Below are 24,640 nucleotides of genomic sequence, written 5' to 3' on the forward strand. Positions count from 1 at the left end.
ATCTTATTTGCGACGTAAGACACATGTGGCTGTGCTTCATCACAGGATTTGATAAACTTCGCGCCTTCTCAGCAGTTTTCAGAAATTCCCTCGCGAGAATATTTGCATAAAAATTCATCAATATGCATAATAATGTTGTTTTCACGGCCATATTACGGGTGACTTATGCGAAGCTCGGCAAAACAAGAAGAATTAGTTAAAGCGTTTAAGGCGCTTCTTAAAGAAGAGAAATTCAGTTCTCAGGGAGAAATTGTTCAGGCTCTGCAAGAAGAGGGCTTCGACAATATCAATCAGTCTAAAGTCTCTCGCATGCTGACCAAATTCGGTGCGGTGCGCACGCGCAACGCGAAAATGGAAATGGTCTATTGCCTGCCAATCGAACTGGGTGTTCCTACGACCTCCAGCCCGCTGAAAAACCTGGTGCTGGATATCGATTACAACGATGCCGTCGTGGTGATCCACACCAGCCCCGGCGCTGCGCAACTGATTGCGCGTCTGCTGGACTCTCTGGGTAAAGCGGAAGGCATCCTTGGTACCATCGCCGGGGATGACACTATTTTCACCACACCAGCCAAAGGCTTCACGGTGAAAGATCTCTACGAAGCGATTCTGGTACTGTTCGAACAAGAACTGTAATTAACGTCTCTCCCCCGGCTTCGCTCGCGGGGGAATGTTCGGCTTTTTGCTCCACAATTCGACTTTTCACCTACCGCTAACTTAGCAGTTAGTGCGATTTATGGTTTCACCTCCCTTTCCCAGCGTATACCACCGCACAAAAAATCAAATTCAGCTATCCATATGATTTTCTTAACTATCGTTAACTAAATTCTTACCTGAATGCTGTTTTTTATGCCTTTAAGCAATATAAAACCACAAATCATATTCCCATTCATCATAGTTATAATTAGCTTGGTATTAATTATTCGCGTGACTAGTGTATACTTGATTTTGTGATGAGGGTCACGAAACGAGGCCCTCCGAAAAATTTAAAGAAAAGAATACGACGAGGTAAGAGACATGAATATCAAATCAACCGTTGCAACATTGAGTATCCTTTCAGCCCTGTCATTTGGCGCTTTCGCGGCGGATTCCATCAACGCGGAACAGGCGCAATCTCGCCAGTCGCTGGGTACTGTTTCTATCGGTTCTGTCACCGCATCACCAATGGACATGAACGCGCAACTGAGCAAAAAAGCGGAAGAACAAGGTGCGTCAGCTTACCGCATTATTGAAGCACGTAGCGGCGACCAGTGGCACGCAACCGCAGAGCTGTACAAATAAGTTTTACCGATAACCCTATGTATTCGTCCCTCAACGGCACCAGGCACAAAAATAGCAGTTCAATCCTTCTCGCCGTTGAGCCTCTCTAAAGGAGACAGACAATGAAACGTAATCTCATCATCGCATCCCTTGGCCTTGCATCCCTGATCTCTTTCGGCGCGAGCGCCGCAACGCTTGTTAACAGCGATCAAGCCAGCAACCTGCAATCTATCGGCAGTGTTTCTATTTCCCAAAGAGCGGGCGTCCCGATGGACATTCGCCAGGAGCTCTCTGCTAAAGCCGATCAGGCTGGCGCGAGCAGCTACCGTATTATTGAAGCACGTACGGGGGATAGCACCCACGTTACGGCTGAACTGTATAAATAAACCCTCGTCGTCTTGTCCGACGACTTGCCCCTGCCTGTCAGGGGCTTTTTTTTGCCTTCGCTCACCGCACATTAAACCGCAGCTCGCCTTCCAGCTCCTCTTCCGCTTCATCAAATAGCAGGATCAATGCCCCAAAACGGCGGCGCTGTTTTTCCGGCAGATGAATAAATTCAATTTCCAGCGGCAAAGGCAGCGCGCCATCCATCACAGTGTCCCACAGGGAATCCAGATCGTGAACTTTCTCGCGCTCAATAGCGAACTGGCGGCTAAACTCGCGGTAGAAAGCACTTTGATCGTCAATATGTTTAAAATCGAAAGTGTAGATATTCATTTTCCGCCATCAGCCCAACAGGGCGGCAAACGCCGCCCGCATGATTACAATCCCCCAAGGTGCAGAGTTTTCACTTCCAGAAACTCTTCCAACCCCAGCACCGAACCTTCCCGGCCGAGACCGGATTCTTTCACCCCGCCAAACGGCCCCAGCTCCGTTGATACCGCGCACTCGTTAATGCCGATCATGCCGCTTTCGATCGCCTGCGAAACGCGGAATACCCGCTGCAGGTTCTGCGTATAGAAATAGGCGGCCAGACCAAACGGTGTTGCGTTGGCGCGCTGCACCACCTCCTCTTCGCTGGTGAAACGGAAACAGGCAGCTACCGGACCAAACGTCTCTTCCTGCGCCAGTTTCATGCCATCGCTGCAATCACCCAGCACCGTTGGCTGCCAGAAGTTTCCGCCGAGGCTGTGCGGTTTACCGCCGGCCAATACTTTCGCCCCTTTGGCGACGGCATCGTCGACGTGCTCGCGCACTTTATCCACCGCAGCGCGTTCAATCAGCGGTCCGACAACCACCCCTTCATCCAGACCATTCCCCACTTTTAATGCATTAACAGCCTCTGTCAGTTTTTGCGTAAAGGTGTCGTAGACAGATTCATGGATATAGAAGCGGTTAACGCTGACGCACACCTGCCCCGCATTACGGAATTTATTGGCGATAGCACCCTGCACCGCAGCGTCAATGTCAGCATCCTCAAACACGATATAAGGCGCATTCCCTCCCAGCTCCATCGACACTTTTTTCATGGTTTCAGCCGCGTTGCGCACCAGCGTTTTCCCCACCGCCGTCGAGCCGGTGAACGAGATTTTGCGCACGTCATGGCTGGCCATAATGGCATCGCTGATTTCAGACGTGTTCCCGGCAACGGCATTCAGCACGCCATCCGGCACACCGGCTTTTTTCGCCAGCGCCAGCAACGCAAAAGCGCTAAGTGGCGTGTTATTTGCCGGTTTGATAACGCCGGTACAGCCTGCCGCCAAGGCGGGCCCCAGTTTACGGGTCAACATCGCCATCGGGAAATTCCACGGTGTAATCGCGGCCACCACGCCAATCGGTTCTCGTGTCGCCAGAATGCGTGAGCCTGGTTTAATGGGCGGGATAATTTCACCGTTTGCGCGTTTCGCCTGCTCAGCAAACCACTGAATAAAGCTGGCGGCATAGTCGACTTCACCTTCCGCTTCTTTCAATGGTTTGCCCTGCTCAGTGGTCATCAATCTGCCCAGCCAGCTTTTGTTTTCAATGATCAATTCATACCAGCGGTACAAAATGGTCGAACGCTCTTTCGCGGTTTTCGCCCGCCATGCAGGAAAAGCGCGCGTTGCGGCGGCAATGGCTTCTTCTGTCTCTTTCTTACCTGCTTTGGCAACTTTCGCGATAGTTTCACCCGTAGCCGGATTCAGAACGTCAAAGGTGGTGTCCAGCGTTTTCCAGACCCCATCAACCAGATAGCCGGTCTGAAAAAGCGCGTTGTCCTGCAGTGACTGCGTTGTCATTTGTCCTCCCGATCTGCGGTTTATAAAAACTTCTGGAAAGTATAGCTATAAAAAAACCGACGCTTTTGGCGTCGGTTTGGCATTAACTGCTGGTCAGTGCATGTTGATATTTGTGCAACATACCTGTTAGCCGGTGTACCGGCTCGGTAACCTGCGGCGGTGCGTTCCAGTGATGTAGCTTGTGCTGGTAGATATCCAGTTCTTCCAGCAACTGGGTGAAGTAACTGCGACGTTTCGTGTCGTTACCTGCGGATATCACTTGTGACGCCGTACGCCGTAACTGGCGATGAAAAGCCGAAAGATCATCATTAATCGGCACCGGCGCATCCCGCAGGCGCTGATGCGCAATAATCAACGTCAGCGCGAGGCGAAACTTCGCGATATCACCAGGAAATTTATTCAGCAGCAAGAAAAGCTGTTGATACAGCGCGGGCAGATGGTTCTCTTTGCGCCGCGCAGTATTGGTGGTCATTGCCGAGACAGCAGCAGAAACAAACTGGTTCAACAGCATGCGCCCGGTGCGCGCCTGGGAGTTATCCCGCACCAGCAAAAGCACGACCATCGCCAGAACCACGCCAACCAGCTGACCCAGCGCGTTATCAAGAAACTGGCTGAATTTAAAGGTCATCGGATTATCGAGCACCAGAATATTAATGGTGCCCGCCAGCGTCGCCATTGAACCCAGCCGCCTTTTTTGCACTTCAATACCAATAAAGAATGCCAGTACCGCCAGGCTAATACACAGCAGCAGCATGCTTTGTTGCGTCGATGGCAGGATAACCAGGTAATAAAACGAACCAATCGGCAGCGCCCATAACATGCCGTAAATAAAGTCTTTCGCCACCATTTTCGGGTTGGGCAGACGCATCGCCAGCGACGTGACCACCGCGATCATCACCATCGAACCGCTGCCGGATGTCCAGCCGGTCCACAGCCAGAACAAGGTGCCCAGCATGCAAGAAAGCGTGGTGCGCCAGAAGTTAACCATCGCATGGTGGCGTTCGGCTGATTCTGCTTTCACCACCACTTCGCCCTGCAGAACCTCTTCTTCAACAGCGCTGATTTTCGCGTTGCCAATCACACCGCGTTTTAGCAGCAGATAGCGGGTCGCTGCACCAACCCAGCTATAAATAGTAACTGGCGTTTCCCGCTCACCGGTCCAGGCAATGACCCGGCGCATTCTTTTTAACTGCTTGTGCATCTCCTGCACGTTATCGACCGGCTCGGCAAACAGCTCGCGAAACGTGTCGGTGATAAGCTCCGGTCGGGTGTTCTGAATCAGATAGGTTTCACACGCCTGGGTGATGAGCGTCAGCGACAGGGTATTGATCACTTTCAGGCGGCGGTTAGCGCGTCCCCAACGGGAAGACTCAATATTCAGATTGCTGCGCATCCCTTCAAGTGCCGTGGTACGGCGCACCAGCGCAGCCCAGGCTTTATCCACCTCTTCGCTGTCACCATGTTTGATACACAACTGCATCAGTTGATAGTGCGCCAGCAGCAGGCTATCCAGCTCGCGGTCAATTTCCTGTTTGACGGAGCGCGGGGAAAAGAGCAGATCGGCAACAATCGCGCAGAGAATGCCCACCACGATTTCACTGCACCGCTCAACGGCAAATTGCGGTGCCAGCAGTGGTTCCGTCTGAATGGTAACGACAATAATTAACGCGGTATAACCCGCCAGCCCCCAGGCGTAAGAGTTTTCAACGCGCACCAGCGACGAGACCCAGGTACAAAACCCGGCCCAGACACAGCACACCATTAACATCAGAAGCGGGGTACGGATCAGCATGATGATGATGGCCAGCCCGGCGATACAGCCGATAAAGGTGCCGACAATACGCAACATCCCCCGGTAGCGAATCGCCCCGGAATAGGGCTCGCCACCGGCGGCAAAAGCGGGTCCCGCCGCGACAATCGCCGCGGTTAACACCGCCCAGCGCGGGGTTTCAAGCTGAAAGTGAAAGCCAACAAACAGTGCCAGCACCACGGCAAAGGCCAGCTTGAAAGCAAAACGCAAATGCTGGCTGGCAATGGATAACAGCCCCATAGCGATTACCCCAGCTCACGCAGGCGATGCGCCATTTTGCGAAAGAACGAATCCTGGCTTTCATCACGATCGGATTTACCCGTCACCACCACCGTTGCGGTCGTTCCCGCTGGCCACAGGTTGCCTTGTTGTTTGTCAAGACGAATGCGCACCGGCACACGCTGCGCCAGCCGCACCCATTCAAGGTTGGAATCGACGGTCGCCATGCCTTTGCTGTCATTGCTGCTGCTGGCGTTCGTGACGCCTGCGGCGATGCTATCCACCGTCCCTTTCAATACCAGGTTGCTGCCAAGCGGGGTGATCTCCGCGCGATAACCCGGACGCACGCCTTCCAGCTTGGTCTCTTCCATGTACGCCAGAACGTAGAACGTGTGTTGTTTCACCAGCGCCACCGCGGTGGAACCCCGGGTAATAAATTCACCGGCGTACACATTCAGGTTTGTGACCCAACCATCGGCCGGTGCTCGAATGATCGTACGCTCCAGATCCAGCTTCGCCAGATCGCGTGCCGCCTGGGCTTTGGCCAGCTGATGCAGCACGGTTTGCAGGGTGTTATTGGCTTGGTCGATCTCTTCGCGCGACATGGCCTGTACGCCTAACTGATTACGCCGCCCGGCTTCCCGGCGTTTTTCCGCCACCAGCGCTTCGTAGTAAGCGACATCGGCTTCATCTTCCGCCAGCGCTTTTTGGTAACGCGGTTGATCGATGGTGAACAGCACCTGGCCCTCTTTCACCAGTTGGTTGTCATGCACATTGACGGCGGTGACAAGGCCAGTGACATCTGGCGCGATAGCGACGACGTCGGCACTAAAGCGCGCGTCGCGCGTCCAGGGCGATTCGGTGTAATAAACCCAGGCGCGGAAAATCGCGATGAACGCCAGGATCACCAGCACCATAGTGATAGCGGTGCGAGAGATATTTCTTGTTAGTGTTTTCACTTCTACCTCAAACAAACAGGCGCGACAGCAGGTAAAAAAGGCAGCAATACAGCGCAGTGTTAAACAGCGCCGGGTGCCAGACAAAGTCATAGATCCCGGTGGGGACCAGCATCCGGCGCACCAGCCAGAAGATCGCCAGTGACAAAATTAATTCGACAAAAATCGGTGGGAACGACAAACCGAACACCACGATGACGGGAAACAGACTCATGTTGACCTTGATTAGACAGCGTGCAGGTGACAATTCGTTCTAACGTCACCGCAGGAGTAAGGGCAAGGAGAGCCAGGCGAGAGTGACGTGAATATTCTTAATAGATAGTATATTAACGTAACTGTTATGCTGTTATCTATATTATGTGATCTAAATCACTTTTAACTCAGAGTGAATAATGGAACGACTAAAACGCATGTCGGTGTTTGCCAAAGTGGTGGAATTAGGTTCGTTTACCGCCGCTGCCCGACAGCTACAAATGAGTGTTTCCTCCATCAGCCAGACCGTCGCCAAACTTGAAGATGAGTTGCAGGTAAAGCTGCTAAACCGCAGCACGCGCAGTCTGGGCCTCACCGAGGCGGGAAAGATTTACTATCAGGGTTGCCGCCGGATGCTGCATGAAGTGCAGGATGTTCACGAGCAGCTTTACGCCTTTAACAACACCCCCATCGGTACGCTGCGTATCGGCAGTTCTTCAACCATGGCGCAAAATGTGCTGGCAAAAATGACCGCCGACATGCTCAAAGAACATCCGGGTTTGTCGGTAAATCTCGTCACGGGGATCCCGGCGCCGGATCTTATCGCTGACGGTCTGGATCTGGTGATCCGCGTCGGCGCATTGCAGGATTCCAGCCTCTTCTCCCGCCGCCTTGGGGCGATGCCAATGGTGGTTTGCGCGGCAAAAAGTTACCTCGCCCAGTACGGCATTCCTGAAAAGCCAGCGGATATGGTTAACCACTCATGGCTGGAATACAGCGTGCGTCCGGATAACGAATTTGAGCTGGTGGCACCAGAAGGGATCGCCACGCGATTAATCCCACAAGGGCGTTTTGTCACTAACGATCCGATGACGCTCACGCGCTGGCTGACGGCAGGCGCCGGGATCGCATTCGTGCCGTTAATGTGGGTGATCGACGAGATCAACAGCGGTCAACTTGAGATCCTGCTGCCGCGCTACCAGTCGGATCCGCGCCCGGTTTATGCGCTCTATACCGAAAAAGATAAGCTGCCGCTAAAAGTGCAGGTGTGTATTAACTATCTGACGGATTACTTTATTGAAGTGGCGAAGGTGTATCAGGGAATGCAGGGACGCAGCGTGTGAGAGAGTCACCCTCTTCGTGCGAAGAGGGTGAGAAGAGCGTTAAGCCGTACCGCCGACGGTCAGGTTATCGACTTTCAGCGTCGGTTGGCCCACCCCCACTGGCAGGCTCTGCCCCTCTTTGCCGCAGACGCCAACGCCATTATCCAGCTTCAGATCGTTACCCACCATGGAGATCTGCTGCATCGCTTCGATACCGGAGCCAATCAGCGTTGCGCCTTTCACCGCTTTGGTGACCTTACCTTTTTCAATCAGGTACGCCTCAGAAGTGGAGAAGACGAATTTACCGGAAGTGATATCGACCTGGCCGCCGCCAAAATTCGGGGCGTAGATGCCGTAGTCGACAGATTCGATAATCTCCTGCGGCGTTGATTTGCCCGCCAGCATATAGGTGTTGGTCATACGCGGCATCGGCAGATGCGCGTAAGATTCACGACGCCCGTTACCGGTCGGCTTGACGCCCATCAGACGCGCGTTCAGTTTGTCCTGCATATAGCCTTTCAACACGCCGTTTTCGATAAGCACGTTGTACTGGCCCGGCGTTCCTTCATCATCAATCGCCACAGAACCGCGACGATCGGCGATGGTGCCGTCGTCCACAACGGTACAGAGTTCTGAAGCCACCAGTTGCCCCATCTGGCCGCTAAATACCGATGTTCCACGGCGGTTGAAGTCGCCTTCCAGCCCATGTCCAACCGCTTCGTGCAGCAATACGCCCGGCCAGCCCGCGCCCAGCACCACCGGCAGCGTGCCCGCAGGCGCGGCAACGGCAGAAAGGTTGACCAACGCCATACGCACGGCTTCTTTCGCCCACGCATCCGCACGAACGTCGCCATCCACATCCTGCAAGAACCAGTCATAACCAAAACGACCGCCGCCGCCGCTGGAGCCGCGCTCGCGTTTGCCGTCGTCTTCAACCTGTACGCTCACGGAAAGCCGCACCAGCGGGCGAACGTCCGCCGCCAGCGTACCGTCGGTCGCCGCCACCAGAATGAGTTCGTAAACGCCAGTCAGGCTGGCGGTCACTTCCTGCACGCGTTTATCCGCCGCGCGCGCTGTTTTATCCACGCGACGCAGAATATCGAGCTTCTCTTCCCGGCTCATGCTTTGCAGCGGATCGATGCTGGTATAAAGGCTTTGATGCTCAACCGCGCCCAGCGTTTTCACTTTGCCATCGCCCTCTTCCCGCACGATGGTACGCGCAGCCTGCGCGCTCTGTTCCAGCGCCAGCAGGCTGATTTGGTCTGCATAAGCAAAACCGGTTTTCTCACCGCTGACGGCGCGCACGCCCACGCCCTGGTCGATATTGTAAGAACCATCTTTAATGATGCTGTCTTCTAAAACCCAGGATTCGTGATAGCTCGACTGGAAATAGAGATCGCCGTAATCAAGACGACGCGCGGTCAGTTGACCGAGGATAGCAAACAGATCCTGATGGCTCAGGCCGTTCGCTGCCAGAAGTTGTTCACTTACCAGATTAAGACTCATCATTTTTTCTCGTCGTTGCCGCCACTGCGGGCAATAAAAAGTGCGATATAAGGAGCTTGAGGCAATTCGCCGATGCCGTCAAATCATTGCTTTTTGTCCGTACGCGGCTGGCGCAGGACTTCGTTGATTTGCGGCTGATCGACCGGGCCGGTAATGCGGTAGCGCAGAATCGAGACTTTGTTCCACAGAGGCCCCAGCACTTTGCTGGCGGCAAACACCGCCGCACCGACAATCGGGTTAACGGCAAAGGCCGCCGCCACACCGACAGTCGCGGAAATTTCTGGCGCAACCACCGCTTCCATATCCAGCTCGCGGCGCACCAAATTCACCGAGCCTTTCATGGCGATATCCGCTTCCAGACCGTCCACCAGCGTATCGTCGGTATGCAGCACACCGTCTTTGATCCACGCCGTGCTGCGAATGGAATCAAACCAGAACCCCTCACTGCTGAAGGTATCGCTGAAATCAAAACGCAATTTACGCCACAGCGAGTCGACGCTGAACAGGCGCAGCAACTGCCCGGCATGGCCGGTGCTGATATCGGTAATTTTGCCTTTGCCAAGACGCGTACGCAGGATGCCATTGAGCGACTCCTCCTGCGGTTGCCACGGAGTGCTGCGCCAGTGCAGGTCATAATTAATATCAAACGACGAATCACGCACCGGTGTCGGTATGCCAAAGAAGCCCATTGCAGAATCAATTTTCTCGCCGCGCAGCACGCCTTTCAGTGAAGTACGCTCCGCGCCTTCACGGTTGACCCATTCACCGTCGGCGGTGAGCCGCGCAGTGCCGCTGTCCACCAGGCCGTTCGCCAGCGTCAGCGTATCGCCCTGAATGGCGAAATCGCCATCGATGCGACCATATTTTTGCCCCCACAGCCAGCACTCTGCGCAACGCAGTTGCAAATCCGGCCAGCCGGTAAAATCGATCCGTGTCTGACCGCGCAACAGCGTTGAAGGGGAAGAGATGTCATCATCATTCGGTGCCGTGTTCGACGGGTTGTAGTAGAGGTAGCGGATCGCGGCCTGCCACGGCGCATTATCATGGATCGTCAATGTACCGCTGATTTCACGCCCCTGCGCTTCAATGGTCGAACCCGAATCTTGCGGCTGCGAAACAATGCTGAGGTTATTCCACTGCTGCCCGCCCAGCGTCAGGGCTGGCGTACGCAGCGTAATGCTCTGCGGGAAGGTGGTTGCACTGCTGACATTATTTGCCACGCCCTGTCTGAACAGACCCAGCCACTGCGCGCCGTTCATTGCTGGCAAGTTGAGTTCAAGCCCGGCCTGATCCGGCAGCGGTGGCAACGTACGGCTGTCTGAGGTCCAGATCCCGCGATCGAGCGTCAGCTTATTATTCAGCAACCAGCGGCTGTTAAAATGGTTGTTACCACCGGCATTACCGGTTAAATCGAAACTGTGCAGGTTCCCTTCTACCTTTACCTTCAACGGTAACGCTTTGCCTGCGGGTTTATCCAGCGGCGGCGGTAACGTGCTGGCAAGGCTGCCCAGATCGCCGTCAATATTGACCTTGTAAGTAGTGCCGCCACGGTGCGGCAACTCTACGCCGACATCGCCTTTCCATGCGATGCTGCCGCGCAGCGCATCATTAAGTTGTGGGGGTAAAACGCCGGTTTTTGCCGGTTGCCAGTTTCCGTTGAGATTCACCGCCACCTGATAGGCTTTATCCCCTTCGGTGGTGGAGAAATCGAGGTTCACCGGTTGGTTAAACCAGGTTGCCTGTAATGGTTCGCTTTTCAGCGTACCGTTCTCGAAACTGAATTTGCCGCTGAGGTTCTTCAGTGTGCTGTTAAGCGGCTTGATAAACAGGCTGTTGTTGTTCAGCGCCACGTCACCTTTGGCGACGGTCTGCTCGCCGTCCAGCGGGATATCAAGATGTAAGCGAGCGCTTACATCACCATCGATTTGCAGCTCATCCAGCGCACTACCCAGCGTATCGTGCAGCGGCGTCTCTTTGAAATAGGGCCCAACGGCTTTGCCCGGCCCGTTAATGTCGGCATCAATCAACAGCTTCTCTTTGACGTAATCCGGGATGTTGGCAGTCAGGTTGCTGGCCGTTACACCACCCAGCGCCACTTGACTACTTTTCATCCACAAGCCGTCGTTGAGGAAGTCGAGATCGATATCGAGGTTTTGCAGCGCCGGCCAGTCAGGCTGGAAAGCAAAAGTCGCGTTGCGCAGCGGCACCGCAACTTCAAACTGGCCTTCATTGTGCTTAAACGGGAAGAGCTTAGGATTACCGCCAAACAGCAGCGTGGCATCTTGCGTCTGCCCGCCTTTGATCGACGAGCTCAGATACGCTACCAGCTCTTTACCCATCAAATTTTCCGGGAAGTAGCGCCAGGCTTGCCCGGCATCTGTCACATTGATGCCAGCCAGGATACCTAACCAGGGCTCATCACCTTGCAGCTGGAGATAGCGGAAATCACCGCGTGCGCGCAGGGCATTAGCCTGAACGTCGATATTGCGCCCATCCAACTGGAAGCCGTGTTCGTTATTCTGCCAGTTCAGCGTGGCAACGCCTTTTTCAATCTCCAGCGGTTCGGGGAATACCGTCTTATACGGCATCTTCGCCTGCGCGATATCAGCGGTTAAACGCCCGTATTCCAGGCTGCCGGCAAGCGTTCCACTGAGATGTTCAACACCGGGCAGCAGTTCCCACTGTTGCCAGGCAATATCCTGCCACTGCGCGTGGAAGCGCGTTTTTTCTGTCGCCTGCAAAGGGATATCCAGCGCCAGCTGCTCCAGCTTGCCGCGAGGCTGCATGGTATGCCAGATGTCATACAGTTCCGGGGAGATTTTCTGCGCAATCGGCAGCAGCCCCTCTAAGCCACTGAGCTCAAGGTTACTGGCACGTACGCGCAATTCATCGCTGCGCACGCTGCTGGTACCGCCCACTTCCTGTGCCGGAACCCAGGCAAAACTCAGCGCGCCCTGCGGCCAGGGGTGATCATCAATTGCGATACGCGTTACTGGTACATCAAACTGCCAGCCCTGCTGCTGACGAGAGACATGGGCGGTAAGGTTATCCACCGTCATGCGGTGCTGCGTATTATTGCCCTGCCAGCTGGCACCGCCTTTTTTCAGCCATACGTCGCCGCTTTCCACCACACCTTTGCTTAATGTCATCCAGCCTTCAAGGCTGAAGCGCGCGGTATCCAGCGCGACCTTATCCTGCATCCATTTGGCGAGCCAGGGTTTGACATCAATGTCGTCCGCCTGCAACCACACGCGGCCATTATTCAACAGCCCGTTGTCGTCACGTAGATCCATGCGTACCTGCATAATGCCGTGCTGACCGGTGAGGCTCGACAGGCTGACTTGCCCTTCCGCACGGTGACGATCGTTGCCGTTAAGCCAGGTAAGTTGCGGGATCGCCAGCTCAGCGCGCTGCCCGGAGAGCGTTAAGAAGCTGATGCGGCTGTCGCGCAGATCAAAGTGATCGAACTGGCGTAAAAACAGATCGCTGATGCGATCCGTGGTGATAGGTTCGCCGGTGTCATTGCGTTGTAGCGGGGTATTGCTATGCGCGACCAGCTGATAAAAGGTGAGATTGCGAAACTGCCAGCGCATGTGCAGCAGGCTTTGCCAGACATCCAGCGCCAGCGTCACACGTTTGACCGACAGCTCGCCGCCATCGGGCAACGTCGCGTTAATATCGCGCACATCCAGTTCAGGGCCGAAATTTTCCCAGCGCGCCTGTATCTGGCTGGCCGAGACAGGAACGCCGGTTTGTGCGGTGATACGCGCCAGAATGGGCTCGCGCCAGCTATCCAGATGGGGCAGGACAAGGCGCAGCCCACTTACCAGCAGCGCCGCGATAACAATCAGCGTCGCGCCTGTAAGCAGCAATATCCCCGGCAGTCGCCTCACGCCTCTCTCCTTGTCAACCAAACCCAGACCCGCTCATGTCGCAGCACGCTGCGAATTACATCATTACTACGTCAAACTGCTCCTGATTATAGAGCGGCTCGATTTGCACTTTTACCTGCTTGCCAACGAAGATTTCCACCTCCGCCAGCGCGTGCGACTCTTCACCTTTCAGGGCTTCCGCCACCGCCGGGGAAGCGTAAACCAGGAAACGATCGGAATCATAAGCATGATGCACGCGAACGATCTCGCGCATGATTTCATAGCACACGGTTTCCACCGTTTTAACGGTGCCGCGTCCATGACAGGTGGGGCATTCATTGCAGAGGACATGTTCCACGCTTTCGCGCGTGCGTTTGCGCGTCATCTCGACCAGACCAAGCTGGGAGAAACCATTAATGCTGGTTTTAACCCGATCTTTGCTCAGCGCCTGCTCCAGCGAGTGCAACACGCGACGGCGATGATCATCATTATTCATATCGATAAAATCGATGATGATAATGCCGCCCAGATTGCGTAAGCGCAGCTGGCGGGCAATGGCCTGCGTGGCTTCAATGTTGGTGTTGAAGATGGTGTCGTCGAGATTGCGATGGCCGACAAACGCACCGGTGTTGATATCAACGGTGGTCATCGCTTCGGTTTGATCGATGATCAGATAGCCGCCCGATTTCAGTTCCACTTTGCGCTCCAGCGCGCGCTGAATTTCATTCTCCACATCGTAAAGATCGAAAATCGGCTGGCGGCCGCTGTAGTGTTCGAGCTTGCTGGTCATCTCAGGAATGTATTCCGCCGTGAACTCCAGCAGCGCTTCAAACGTCAGACGCGAATCCACACGGATACGATCCAGATGAGCGTCGGCGAAATCGCGCAGCACGCGCTGCGCCAGCGCCAGTTCACCGTACAGTTTGCAGCGGCTTTGTTGGCGCTTTTTACGCTCCATCACCTTCGTCCAGACGCGCTTGAGGTACGCCGCATCGGAGGCGAGATCCTCTTCGCACACGCCTTCAGCCGCAGTACGGATAATAAAACCGCCCTGCTCATCGCAATACGCCGCAACGACCTGCTTAAGGCGTTCACGCTCGGCTTCACTCTCAATACGCTGGGAAACACCGACATGCGAAGCGCCCGGCATAAAGACCAGGTAACGGGATGGCAGTGTGATATCCGTGGTCAGGCGCGCACCTTTAGTACCCAGCGGATCTTTTACCACCTGCACCATTAAGTCCTGCCCCTGGCGGACTAGTTCGGAGATGTCGCGCACGGTGAAGTTTTTCTGCTCTTCCCCGGCAACGCATTCGGTGTGCGGCATAATGTCGGAGGCGTGCAGGAACGCCGCCTTTTCCAGACCAATATCTACAAAAGCCGCCTGCATGCCCGGCAGAACCCGGCTAACCCGACCTTTGTAGATATTGCCTACTATCCCGCGCCGTGCTTCGCGCTCGATGTGAATTTCCTGCAGAATGCCGCCGTCAATATAAGCGACGCGTGTTTCCGATGGAGTAACGTTGACCAACAATTCAGCCGTCATGATTATCTTTTCCCTCGCGCAGTGCGTTAAAATTGCTCAGCAATTCCCAGGTTTCCACCAGCGGTAAACCCACAACGGCATGATAACTACCGTTTATTTTTCTCACGAAACAGCCACCCAGCCCCTGAATGCCATAAGCACCGGCTTTATCCAGCGGTTCCCCGCTGGCGACGTAATCGGCGATATCCTTTTCCGATAACACTCTGAAAGTCACTTCTGTTTCCACCAGACAATCGAGCACATGCTGGCTATCTGCCAACGCAACCGCTGTCATCACCTGATGTGTTTGCCCGGAAAGCTGGCGCAACATACTGGCAGCATGCGAGGAGTCTTTTGGTTTTTCAAGCACTTCACCATTAAATATGACGATTGTGTCCGCGCCCAGCACTGGCAGATCGCTTGTGGCCATCGCCACACCGGCCTGCGCTTTTTCGCGCGCGAGGCGTAACACATACTGGCGGGCGCTCTCCTGCGCCTGACGCTGTTCCTCAATACCCGGAACAATACGCGTGAAAGTGACGCCCAGTTGGGTGAGCAACTCCTGGCGACGAGGAGAACCGGAAGCAAGCCAGATATCAGTCATAAACGCCTTATTGCACCGCAAACTGCTGGCGGATCTTACGCATTAACAGGAAGAGCCACGGCCAGAGCACGCCATTGACCAGGCTGCTCCAGAAAATTTCTGGTTTAAACGAAACATTAATAACCAGAAACTCCGCCCAGAAGACAATAACTTCTGTCGCCAGCGACAACAGCATCACCACCAGCGCCTGTTGCCAGAGCGCCAGATTACGGAACAACTGGAATTTCAGTGCGACCAGATAGGCGACAATGCTTAACGAAAGCGCGCGTACACCGAGGGTGGATCCGCTAATCAGATCCAGTATGGCACCCATCGCGAAACCCGTGCCAACATTTACGCGATGCGGCAGCGCGAGGATCCAGTAAAGCAAAATGAGCAATACCCAGTTTGGCCGGTAGACAATGATGTCATCCGGCCAGGGCATGATTTGAAGCAACAGTGCAATTAAAAACGAGAGCCAGATAACCCAGCGCCCCTGGCTACGGTAACTTGCCACTATTGCCCTCCCGGAGAGACTTGCGGCGGCGGCTGCGTAATGCCAGTCGCCGGAGCGGGCATTGGCGCAGGCGGACCCATCGCATCAGGAGAAGGAAGTACCTGCGGCATCATCTGCAGCAGACGTTCGTTCGCCACACGATGCACATCTTCCGGTGTTCTTGGGTTAGTACCGTTACGATCCGCGCCCCACAGCAGCAACAGATAACGCAAACGTTGCAGACCTGCGGTTGGACGCGCCTGAATCACGGTATAAGCACGCTGGGTATCCAGCTTAACCGACGAGACCACCGCAACCGGATACCCTTCCGGGAAACGCCCGCCCAGACCTGATGTCACCAGCACATCGCCAACACGAATATCCGTATTCGCCGGTAAATGTTCGAGTTGCAGATCGTCTGTGCAGCCGTTACCGGCGGCAATCACGCGGATATCGTTACGCAGCACCTGAATCGGCAGCGCATGAGTGGCATCGCAAATCAACAGGACGCGGCTGGTCAGTTTCGCTACCGCCACTACCTGGCCGACAACGCCTTTATCGCTGATCACCGGCTGGCCTTCGTACACCCCGTTCGCACTGCCTTTGTCGATAACCACCTGGTCGCTGTAAGGATCGTTAACCGTCGAGATCACCTGGGTCACCATTTTCTGCTCATCCTGACGCAGCGGAGAGCCCAGCAGTTCACGCAGGCGCGCGTTCTCCTGCTTGTACTGCCCTAACATCAGCAGTTCACTGTTTTTTAGCAGCAGTTCCTGACGTAATGCCCGGTTTTCAAGCTCAAGCTGGTCGCGCGAAGCCAACGTCTGGGAAACGTTATCTAATAATTCGCGGGGACCATTGGAAATAAAATAGAAAGGACTGACGGCAGTATCCATGTACGTTCTGATTTGACTGAACGTACCGAGGCGGCTGTCGGCAATAATGACTCCGAGCGCCACCACAACCGCCAGGAAAAGGCGAATCTGCAGTGACGGGCCACGGCTAAAAATTGGCTTCATAGGCTTTGCGTATTCTCAGGCCAGACAGATGCGAAGCGACTATCCGCTTCGCATCTGACGCGGACTATTCTTCGCTGAACAAGTCGCCGCCGTGCATGTCGATCATTTCCAGCGCCTTGCCGCCGCCGCGCGCTACGCAAGTCAGTGGATCTTCTGCAACTACAACTGGAATACCCGTTTCTTCCATCAACAGGCGGTCAAGGTTGCGCAGCAGCGCGCCACCACCGGTCAATACCATACCGCGCTCAGAGATATCAGAAGCCAGTTCCGGCGGGCACTGTTCCAGCGCAACCATCACTGCGCTCACGATGCCGGTCAGCGGTTCCTGCAGCGCTTCCAGAATTTCGTTGGAATTCAGCGTGAAGCCACGCGGAACACCTTCAGCCAGGTTACGGCCACGCACTTCGATTTCACGCACTTCATCGCCCGGGTAAGCAGAGCCAATTTCGTGTTTGATACGTTCTGCGGTCGCTTCACCAATCAGGGAGCCGTAGTTACGACGAACGTAATTAATGATCGCCTCATCGAAGCGATCACCACCAATACGAACAGAAGAGGAGTAAACCACGCCGTTCAGGGAGATAACGGCAACTTCAGTGGTACCACCACCGATATCCACCACCATTGAACCGGTCGCTTCAGAAACCGGTAAGCCAGCGCCAATTGCAGCCGCCATCGGTTCTTCAATCAGGAACACTTCACGAGCACCAGCGCCCTGCGCAGATTCACGAATTGCACGGCGTTCAACCTGAGTGGCGCCAACCGGCACACAAACCAGAACGCGCGGGCTCGGACGCATAAAGCTGTTGCTGTGCACTTGTTTGATAAAGTGCTGAAGCATTTTTTCGGTCACGAAGAAGTCGGCGATGACACCGTCTTTCATCGGGCGGATGGCTGCGATATTGCCCGGCGTACGACCAAGCATCTGTTTCGCTTCATGACCGACTGCGGCCACACTTTTCGGTGAACCGGCACGATCCTGGCGAATGGCCACCACGGAAGGCTCATTCAGTACGATGCCTTGTCCTTTTACATAAATCAGGGTATTCGCGGTACCCAGGTCAATGGACAGGTCATTGGAAAACATGCCACGAAATTTTTTCAACATACTAAGGGATAATCCTGAAAGCTGGGGCGGAAACAAAATCCGCTTACTTTACCAACCACACGTAGCAGCGACAAGGCATAAGAATCATCTGCTACGGTGAAAATTAGTGCAGTTTGTTTCCTTTGTTGCAAAACGACATGATTCTGCCCGGAAGTAAAAAAAGCCCATCTTCCAGTCTGTTGCGTTTGCAGTTTTTCATAAGGACAAACCGGCTTTGTTCACTGCGAAAATCCGGCGGGCAGGCACGCACACCCCCAAACATGGCAGCGCGCATTATTCTACGTGAAAACGACTTAAACAGCAGTTCAAACCGAGTATCTTTGCGAATATTTTTTCACATTGGTATCGAGCGGTTGGGAAGCCGCGATAAAATCGCCCTGCCCACCCGCAACACCCCGTTCCACCAGCGTCTGCCATTCGCCACGAGAGCGAACACCGGTCGCGAAAACTCGCGTTCGCGTGCCTTTGCACGCTTCCACGAGGCTCTGCACCAGAAGCTGGTTTTCGGTGCGCTTTTCAATGTTCCTGACCAGCCCCGGATGCAGCTTTAATAACTCAACATCCAACGCTTTAATCCAACTTGTGCTCACCAACGTCAGACCCGCCTGATTTACCACCACGCGGGCGCCTAATGCGTTGATTAAACGCACCACCGACTGTAACCGGCTGATATGTTGACAAACATCCGCCTCAGCAAGTTCAAAAATAATCCGTTTACGTTGAGATTTTTCGCACTGCATTAATATATCGCGTAGCCAGCGTTGAAAACGGGGACGGATCAATGATTCCACTGTTATTTGCATGGCGAGGTTTTCTTCCGGCCAAAAACCCATAAAAGGAATCAGCCGCGTCACCTGCAGGCGGTCATACTCTTCAGCCAGGCCAAACTGCTGCACCATGGGCATATACTCTTCGGCAATCACTTCTTGTTCGCCGTCGAAAATGCGGCACATCAGCTCGCGGTGATGAACCTGGCCATCACGGTTGATCGCCGGTTTCTGATACACGCGCGGCCCGCCGCGGCTCAGCATCTGCTCAATCAGCGTCCGCCAGCGCACATTTCCACGCCCTTGCTCCGGCAAGGTGTCGTCGTACACTGACCAACTGTTTCCGCCCTGCAACACCGCGTTGCGCGCTGCGGCTTCGGCATGCTCCATGACTTGCACACCGGCTTGCCCGCTACGCCAGGCACAAATACCAATGTGCATAATGTCTTCGCGGGTCAGCGCTTTATTTGGGGGTAACCCGTCCACTGCTTTCAGGATCTGCCCGGCGATGCTCTCCGCTTCCTTTAATGTGCGATGCGGCAGCAGTACGGCGAAGTCGCTGCGATGGTAGCGAGCCAGTAACGCACCGGGATAACGCATAATAAAAGTAGAAAGCAGGTTAATGAGGGTAAAGAGATACTCTTCGGTGGTGGTTCCGCCGCTATCGCGCAGCAGATCAAAGTCCGGCAAACGGATCATCATCACCACGCCGTGCGAACCCACCTTTTCCTGATCTTCCAGCAGCGTGGCGAGCTGGTTATCAAAAAACAGACGGTTATTGAGGCCCGTTCGCTTGTCCTGCGCCGCATAGGAGCGGATAAGCGTATCCATGCGGCTACGTTGATCGCTGGCAAACTGGATATCGGTCAGCAACACATCCAGCGCGCTGCTGGTGCGTGATGGCCACTCATAAATGCTGCCGCGAACCTGCGGCCCGCGCTCGCCGTTGAGGATCCGCGTCGCGCGTGTCTCCAGCAGTTCCTGCCCGGAAAGCTGTCGCCGTAACCAGCGAACGGAGAGAAAGAGGATCACAATCATAAAACCGATCGCCACCGTCAGCGGCGCGGTGGTTAACAACGAACGAAAGTAGTTCGCCATAGGATCCTGGTAAACCAGCGTGAAGGTGAAACCGGGATTTTTCAGGGAGGGAATATTCAGCTCCCGATATTGATAGTTGCTGCCCGCCGGGCGATAACTTCCGTTATGCGAATAGCTGAGCACCGTGCGCTGGCCTTGCTTAATCTGAATCTCAATAATGTCTACCGGCACCATTAATTCATCAAGCTGCGGCAACAACCGGGAAACCGGCGTTGAGATCAAGCGCGTATCAATAATTGCCGCCACCGCTTCCACACGATTGGCAACCTTATTTTGAATCGCGTTATAGAAGCTCAGTGAACATCCAATCAGGGTGACGAAAAACGCCAGCCCTGTCAGTAGCGTCACAAAAGCTGAAAATTTCGTCGTTAATCGCATCCTTGTGTTAACTCCGCTTGTATAAAGAACGAAACGATACCGCTCAGGGTTACGTCATAGAAGTAAGTGCTAACTTTGGTGTCTACCCGCGTCCCGGGATAGCGTGGAGGCGGCAGGGAAAACTGGCACCGCGTTTCATATCTGCGAGTATAGCCCTCAGAAATTTTTTGCCAACAATCAATAAGCCTGAAAAATGTCTTAACCTGACTATTTACAATGTTTGGTAACACACTCATGCTCGCGCTCACGCTTCGCTTACACCATGCTTGACGAGAGACTAACGGAGGATGTGATGAAGAAAAAACTAACTGAAGCCGATGTCACTGCGGAATCCGTTTTTATGTTACAGCGCCGCCAGGTGCTGAAAATGCTGGGAATTAGCGCCTCGGCATTGACCCTGGCACCCGGCGCGCGGGCCGATCTGTTGGACTGGTTTAAAGGCCATGACCGGCCAAAAGCGCCATCAGGAAAACCGCTCGAGTTTACGCAACCTGCGCAGTGGAAAGCCTCTTTCCCGCTGACACCGGAAGAGAAAGTCACCGGCTATAACAACTTCTATGAATTTGGCCTCGATAAAGCCGATCCTGCCGCCAACGCCGGGGGAATGAAAACCGATCCCTGGACACTGACCATTGATGGTGAAGTCGCAAAACCGTTAACCCTCGACCACGCGGCGCTGACCACGCGTTTCCCGCTGGAAGAGCGAATCTACCGGATGCGCTGCGTAGAGGCCTGGTCAATGGTGGTGCCGTGGATCGGCTTCCCGCTGCATAAACTGCTGGCGTTAGTTGAACCCACCAGCAACGCAAAATATGTCGCGTTCCAGACACTTTACGCACCGGATCAGATGCCGGGGCAAAAAGACCGATTTATCGGCGGAGGCCTTAAATACCCGTATGTTGAAGCGCTACGTATAGATGAAGCGATGCATCCGCTCACGCTGCTTACTGTCGGGGTGTATGGCAAAGCGCTGCCGCCGCAGAACGGCGCACCGATCCGCCTGACTGTGCCGTGGAAATATGGTTTTAAAGGCATCAAATCGATAGTCAGTATCAAGCTCACCAGTAAACGACCGCCGACCACCTGGAACCTTGCCGCGCCCGATGAATATGGTTTCTACGCCAACGTGAACCCGCATGTGGATCACCCACGCTGGTCACAAGCAACGGAACGTTTTATTGGATCCGGCGGCGCGCTGGATGTAAAACGTCAGCCAACGCTGCTGTTTAATGGCTACGCTGAAGAAGTGGCTTCGCTTTATCACGGGTTAGATCTGCGGGAGAATTTCTGAGTGCGCTTAACGGCAAAACAGGTGACATGGTTAAAAGTCGCATTGCATCTGGCGGGTCTGCTGCCTTTACTTTGGCTTTTCTGGGCGGCGAATCAGGGCTATTTCAGCGCCGATCCGGCGAAAGACATCCAGCATTTTACGGGCAGAATGGCGCTTAAATTCCTGCTCGCCAGTTTGCTGGTAGCACCGCTCGCACGCTACGCGAAACAACCTTTATTGATCAGAACCCGGCGTTTGCTGGGGCTGTGGTGCTTTGCCTGGGCGACGCTGCACCTGACCAGCTACACCTTGCTGGAACTGGGCATCAATAATCTTTCATTATTAGGACAAGAGTTGGTAACGCGCCCTTATTTAACGCTGGGTGCCGTAAGTTGGCTGATTTTGCTGGCATTGGCGTTGACCTCAACGCAATGGGCGCAGCGCAAGCTGGGAAAACGCTGGCAACAACTACACAATTTCGTCTATCTGGTGGCGATCCTCGCACCGATTCACTACCTTTGGTCGGTGAAAATATTGTCACCGCAGCCGATCCTTTACGCTGCCGCCGCGATTGGGCTGTTAGCGTGGCGCTATAAGAAGTTTCGCCAATGGTGGCGTTAACACGCTCATTGTGTGCAGTTCTCCGCAGATCTACTATCATTCACCGCCAGATTCCGGGCGGTGGTTGATAATCTTCCCTGATAAGACCAGTATTTAGCTGCCAATTGCTACGAAATCGTTATAATGTGCGACTTTGGTTTTCCTGACAGGGGTTTTTAGCCTCTGAAAAGGTGACAATCGCGAATCGAAGGTATATTTTGTTTTTTACCCGAGAATCGCAGGAGATAGCGGCACAATGGCTGGCAAGTTCCACATATTAGTTTTGAACGGACCGAACCTGAACATGCTTGGCACCCGCGAGCCGGATAAGTACGGCACGCTTACGCTCAGCGAGATTGTTAACGGTTTGAGCACCGAAGCGGCAGCGCTTGATGTGGAACTGGCGCATTTTCAGTCAAACGCGGAGTACGCAATCATCGACCGTATTCATCAGGCTAAAGACATTATGGACTTCATCCTGATCAATCCGGCCGCGTTTACGCACACCAGTGTTGCTATCCGCGACGCATTGTTGGCAGTCGACATCCCGTTTATCGAGATCCACCTGACCAACGTGCATGCGCGGGAGCCATTCCGCCACCACTCGTATCTGTCAGATATCGCCGAAGGCGTTATTTGCGGGCTGGGTGCGGAAGGTTATTCATACGCTTTACAGACGGCGGTAAAACGCCTGTCACAATCACACTAAACAAGAGTACGGAACCCACTCATGGATATTCGTAAGATTAAGAAACTGATCGAGCTGGTTGAAGAATCAGGCATCTCCGAACTGGAAATTTCTGAAGGCGAAGAGTCTGTGCGCATCAGCCGCAGCGCGCCGAATGCTGGCTTCCCGGTGATGCAGCAGGCTTATGCTGCGCCGATGATGCAACAGCAACCAGCCCTGTCTAACGCTGTCGCAACTGCCGCAGCGCCGGAAGCCCCTGCAGCCGCAGCGGAAATCAGTGGTCACATCGTACGTTCCCCGATGGTCGGAACCTTCTATCGCACCCCGAGCCCGGACGCGAAAGCGTTTATCGAAATCGGCCAGAAAGTCAACGTGGGCGATACCCTGTGCATCGTTGAAGCCATGAAAATGATGAACCAGATCGAAGCCGATAAATCAGGCGTGGTGAAAGCCATTCTGGTTGAAAGTGGCCAACCGGTTGAATTTGACGAGCCGCTGGTCGTCATCGAGTAAACGAGGCGCACATGCTGGATAAAATTGTTATCGCCAACCGCGGCGAGATTGCACTGCGTATTCTTCGTGCCTGTAAAGAACTGGGCATCAAGACTGTCGCCGTGCACTCCACTGCGGATCGCGATTTAAAACACGTACTGCTGGCAGATGAGACCGTATGTATCGGTCCTGCGCCATCAGTAAAAAGCTATCTGAATATCCCGGCAATTATCTCCGCCGCCGAAATTACCGGCGCTGTGGCGATTCACCCGGGTTATGGCTTCCTCTCTGAGAACGCCAACTTCGCTGAGCAGGTTGAGCGCTCCGGCTTTATCTTTATCGGCCCGAAAGCTGACACCATCCGCCTGATGGGTGACAAAGTGTCGGCAATCACCGCCATGAAGAAAGCTGGCGTACCGACCGTACCGGGTTCAGACGGCCCGCTGGGCGACGATATGGATGCAAACCGCGCCCATGCTAAGCGCATCGGTTACCCGGTTATCATCAAAGCCTCCGGCGGCGGCGGCGGTCGCGGTATGCGCGTTGTGCGCAAAGACGCCGACCTGGCGCAGTCCATCAGCATGACGCGTGCGGAAGCGAAAGCCGCTTTCAACAACGACATGGTGTACATGGAAAAATACCTGGAAAATCCTCGCCACGTCGAGATCCAGGTGCTGGCCGATGGTCAGGGTAACGCTATCTATCTGGCAGAGCGCGACTGCTCCATGCAGCGCCGCCACCAGAAAGTGGTCGAAGAAGCACCAGCACCGGGCATCACCCCGGAACTGCGTCGCTATATCGGCGAGCGCTGTGCGAAAGCCTGTGTCGATATCGGCTATCGCGGAGCGGGTACGTTTGAGTTTCTGTTCGAAAACGGCGAGTTCTACTTCATCGAGATGAACACCCGTATTCAGGTTGAGCACCCGGTTACCGAAATGATTACCGGCGTTGACCTGATCAAAGAGCAGTTGCGTATCGCAGCCGGTCAGCCGCTGTCCATTAAGCAAGAAGAAGTGGTGGTGAAAGGCCATGCGGTGGAATGCCGTATTAACGCCGAAGATCCGAACACCTTCCTGCCTAGCCCGGGCAAAATCACTCGCTTCCATGCCCCTGGTGGGTTTGGTGTGCGCTGGGAATCGCATATTTACGCCGGTTACACCGTACCGCCGTATTACGATTCAATGATTGGCAAGCTTATCTGCTACGGCGAGAGCCGCGATGTGGCGATTGCGCGCATGAAGAATGCGTTGCAGGAGCTGATTATCGACGGGATCAAAACCAACGTTGATCTGCAGATGCGTATTATGAGCGACGAGAACTTCCAGCATGGTGGCACCAACATCCACTATCTGGAGAAAAAACTCGGTTTGCAGGAAAAATAATCTGCAATCAGCGCAAAAGGCCGGATCTTCCGGCCTTTTTTGTTTTTCTCTCCCCGGAACCTGCCCATAGGGTACAATCCCCGCTTTCTTCATTTACAAG

Annotated in this window: 22 protein-coding genes; 9 read left to right on the top strand and 13 right to left on the bottom strand. The window is 54.3% G+C overall.

All coding sequences use genetic code 11. The features are described from left to right. The first annotated feature begins 165 nt into the window (after window positions 1-165). The 3 genes from argR to yhcN (DFO56_RS20970) all read left to right on the top strand — a co-directional run bounded on the left by argR (window position 166) and on the right by yhcN (DFO56_RS20970) (window position 1,646). Complete coding sequence (gene argR / locus DFO56_RS20960; RefSeq protein ID WP_017457303.1) at window positions 166-636, top strand: transcriptional regulator ArgR; 471 nt, start codon at window positions 166-168, stop codon at window positions 634-636. 381 nt (window positions 637-1,017) lie between these two features. Beyond that, complete coding sequence (gene yhcN / locus DFO56_RS20965; RefSeq protein ID WP_017457302.1) at window positions 1,018-1,281, top strand: peroxide/acid stress response protein YhcN; 264 nt, start codon at window positions 1,018-1,020, stop codon at window positions 1,279-1,281. A gap of 101 nt (window positions 1,282-1,382) precedes the next feature. Next, on the top strand, window positions 1,383-1,646 hold the full coding sequence (gene yhcN / locus DFO56_RS20970; protein ID WP_017457301.1) for a peroxide/acid stress response protein YhcN: 264 nt from the start codon (window positions 1,383-1,385) through the stop codon (window positions 1,644-1,646). Between the two features lie 61 nt (window positions 1,647-1,707). Here yhcN (DFO56_RS20970) and DFO56_RS20975 read toward each other — a convergent pair whose 3' ends face one another. The 5 genes from DFO56_RS20975 to aaeX all read right to left on the bottom strand — a co-directional run bounded on the left by DFO56_RS20975 (window position 1,708) and on the right by aaeX (window position 6,675). After that, the gene (locus DFO56_RS20975) at window positions 1,708-1,977 is read right to left on the bottom strand and encodes a barstar family protein (protein ID WP_017457300.1); all 270 of its coding nucleotides are present in this window, start codon (window positions 1,975-1,977) and stop codon (window positions 1,708-1,710) included. A gap of 44 nt (window positions 1,978-2,021) precedes the next feature. Then, window positions 2,022-3,476 carry an NAD-dependent succinate-semialdehyde dehydrogenase gene (locus DFO56_RS20980; protein ID WP_017457299.1) on the bottom strand — a complete coding sequence of 485 codons (1,455 nt, stop codon included), beginning with the start codon at window positions 3,474-3,476 and terminating at the stop codon, window positions 2,022-2,024. 82 nt (window positions 3,477-3,558) lie between these two features. Beyond that, the gene (gene aaeB, locus DFO56_RS20985; protein ID WP_045512705.1) at window positions 3,559-5,526 is read right to left on the bottom strand and encodes a p-hydroxybenzoic acid efflux pump subunit AaeB; all 1,968 of its coding nucleotides are present in this window, start codon (window positions 5,524-5,526) and stop codon (window positions 3,559-3,561) included. 5 nt (window positions 5,527-5,531) lie between these two features. Continuing rightward, window positions 5,532-6,464 (bottom strand): p-hydroxybenzoic acid efflux pump subunit AaeA, encoded by a 933-nt coding sequence (aaeA, locus tag DFO56_RS20990; protein WP_045512708.1) that lies wholly within the window; start codon window positions 6,462-6,464, stop codon window positions 5,532-5,534. A gap of 7 nt (window positions 6,465-6,471) precedes the next feature. Beyond that, window positions 6,472-6,675 (bottom strand): p-hydroxybenzoic acid efflux pump operon protein AaeX, encoded by a 204-nt coding sequence (aaeX, locus tag DFO56_RS20995; RefSeq protein ID WP_020455461.1) that lies wholly within the window; start codon window positions 6,673-6,675, stop codon window positions 6,472-6,474. A 178-nt stretch (window positions 6,676-6,853) separates the two neighbouring features. On the opposite strand from aaeX, the gene aaeR reads away from it, so the two are divergent. Then, complete coding sequence (gene aaeR / locus DFO56_RS21000; RefSeq protein ID WP_044489502.1) at window positions 6,854-7,777, top strand: HTH-type transcriptional activator AaeR; 924 nt, start codon at window positions 6,854-6,856, stop codon at window positions 7,775-7,777. Window positions 7,778-7,816: 39 nt separating this feature from the next. On the opposite strand, the gene tldD is transcribed toward aaeR, so the two are convergent. The 8 genes from tldD to csrD all read right to left on the bottom strand — a co-directional run bounded on the left by tldD (window position 7,817) and on the right by csrD (window position 20,108). Beyond that, window positions 7,817-9,262 carry a metalloprotease TldD gene (gene tldD, locus DFO56_RS21005; RefSeq protein ID WP_044489503.1) on the bottom strand — a complete coding sequence of 482 codons (1,446 nt, stop codon included), beginning with the start codon at window positions 9,260-9,262 and terminating at the stop codon, window positions 7,817-7,819. An 83-nt stretch (window positions 9,263-9,345) separates the two neighbouring features. After that, on the bottom strand, window positions 9,346-13,155 hold the full coding sequence (gene yhdP, locus DFO56_RS21010) for an AsmA2 domain-containing protein YhdP (protein ID WP_045512711.1): 3,810 nt from the start codon (window positions 13,153-13,155) through the stop codon (window positions 9,346-9,348). 55 nt (window positions 13,156-13,210) lie between these two features. Then, the gene (gene rng, locus DFO56_RS21015; RefSeq protein WP_017457292.1) at window positions 13,211-14,680 is read right to left on the bottom strand and encodes a ribonuclease G; all 1,470 of its coding nucleotides are present in this window, start codon (window positions 14,678-14,680) and stop codon (window positions 13,211-13,213) included. Beyond that, entirely contained in the window at window positions 14,670-15,263 is a 594-nt protein-coding gene (locus DFO56_RS21020; RefSeq protein WP_020455465.1) for a nucleoside triphosphate pyrophosphatase, read from the bottom strand. The genes rng and DFO56_RS21020 overlap by 11 nt, the downstream gene beginning before the upstream one ends. A 7-nt stretch (window positions 15,264-15,270) precedes the next feature. Next, window positions 15,271-15,759, bottom strand: a complete 489-nt coding sequence (mreD, locus tag DFO56_RS21025) for a rod shape-determining protein MreD (protein ID WP_020455466.1) — start codon at window positions 15,757-15,759, stop codon at window positions 15,271-15,273. Continuing rightward, window positions 15,759-16,757 carry a rod shape-determining protein MreC gene (gene mreC, locus DFO56_RS21030; protein WP_017457289.1) on the bottom strand — a complete coding sequence of 333 codons (999 nt, stop codon included), beginning with the start codon at window positions 16,755-16,757 and terminating at the stop codon, window positions 15,759-15,761. Before mreC ends, mreD begins: the two co-directional genes overlap by 1 nt. A 64-nt stretch (window positions 16,758-16,821) precedes the next feature. Next, window positions 16,822-17,865 (bottom strand): rod shape-determining protein MreB, encoded by a 1,044-nt coding sequence (mreB, locus tag DFO56_RS21035; RefSeq protein ID WP_006818047.1) that lies wholly within the window; start codon window positions 17,863-17,865, stop codon window positions 16,822-16,824. A 305-nt stretch (window positions 17,866-18,170) separates the two neighbouring features. Next, complete coding sequence (gene csrD, locus DFO56_RS21040; RefSeq protein ID WP_045512716.1) at window positions 18,171-20,108, bottom strand: RNase E specificity factor CsrD; 1,938 nt, start codon at window positions 20,106-20,108, stop codon at window positions 18,171-18,173. 289 nt (window positions 20,109-20,397) lie between these two features. Here csrD and msrP point away from each other — a divergent pair, with 289 nt between their 5' ends. The 5 genes from msrP to accC all read left to right on the top strand — a co-directional run bounded on the left by msrP (window position 20,398) and on the right by accC (window position 24,540). After that, window positions 20,398-21,399 (top strand): protein-methionine-sulfoxide reductase catalytic subunit MsrP, encoded by a 1,002-nt coding sequence (msrP, locus tag DFO56_RS21045; RefSeq protein WP_114413903.1) that lies wholly within the window; start codon window positions 20,398-20,400, stop codon window positions 21,397-21,399. Then, window positions 21,400-21,999 (top strand): protein-methionine-sulfoxide reductase heme-binding subunit MsrQ, encoded by a 600-nt coding sequence (gene msrQ, locus DFO56_RS21050; RefSeq protein ID WP_020455470.1) that lies wholly within the window; start codon window positions 21,400-21,402, stop codon window positions 21,997-21,999. It abuts the gene before it with no gap. A gap of 235 nt (window positions 22,000-22,234) precedes the next feature. Continuing rightward, on the top strand, window positions 22,235-22,687 hold the full coding sequence (gene aroQ, locus DFO56_RS21055; RefSeq protein ID WP_020455471.1) for a type II 3-dehydroquinate dehydratase: 453 nt from the start codon (window positions 22,235-22,237) through the stop codon (window positions 22,685-22,687). 21 nt (window positions 22,688-22,708) lie between these two features. Continuing rightward, complete coding sequence (gene accB / locus DFO56_RS21065) at window positions 22,709-23,179, top strand: acetyl-CoA carboxylase biotin carboxyl carrier protein (protein WP_020455472.1); 471 nt, start codon at window positions 22,709-22,711, stop codon at window positions 23,177-23,179. Between the two features lie 11 nt (window positions 23,180-23,190). After that, window positions 23,191-24,540 (top strand): acetyl-CoA carboxylase biotin carboxylase subunit, encoded by a 1,350-nt coding sequence (accC, locus tag DFO56_RS21070; protein WP_017457283.1) that lies wholly within the window; start codon window positions 23,191-23,193, stop codon window positions 24,538-24,540. The last annotated feature ends 100 nt before the right edge of the window (window positions 24,541-24,640 follow it).

Origin of the sequence: Kosakonia sp. AG348, assembly GCF_003337365.1 — a bacterium.
In the GTDB taxonomy this organism is placed as follows: Bacteria; Pseudomonadota; Gammaproteobacteria; order Enterobacterales; family Enterobacteriaceae; genus Kosakonia.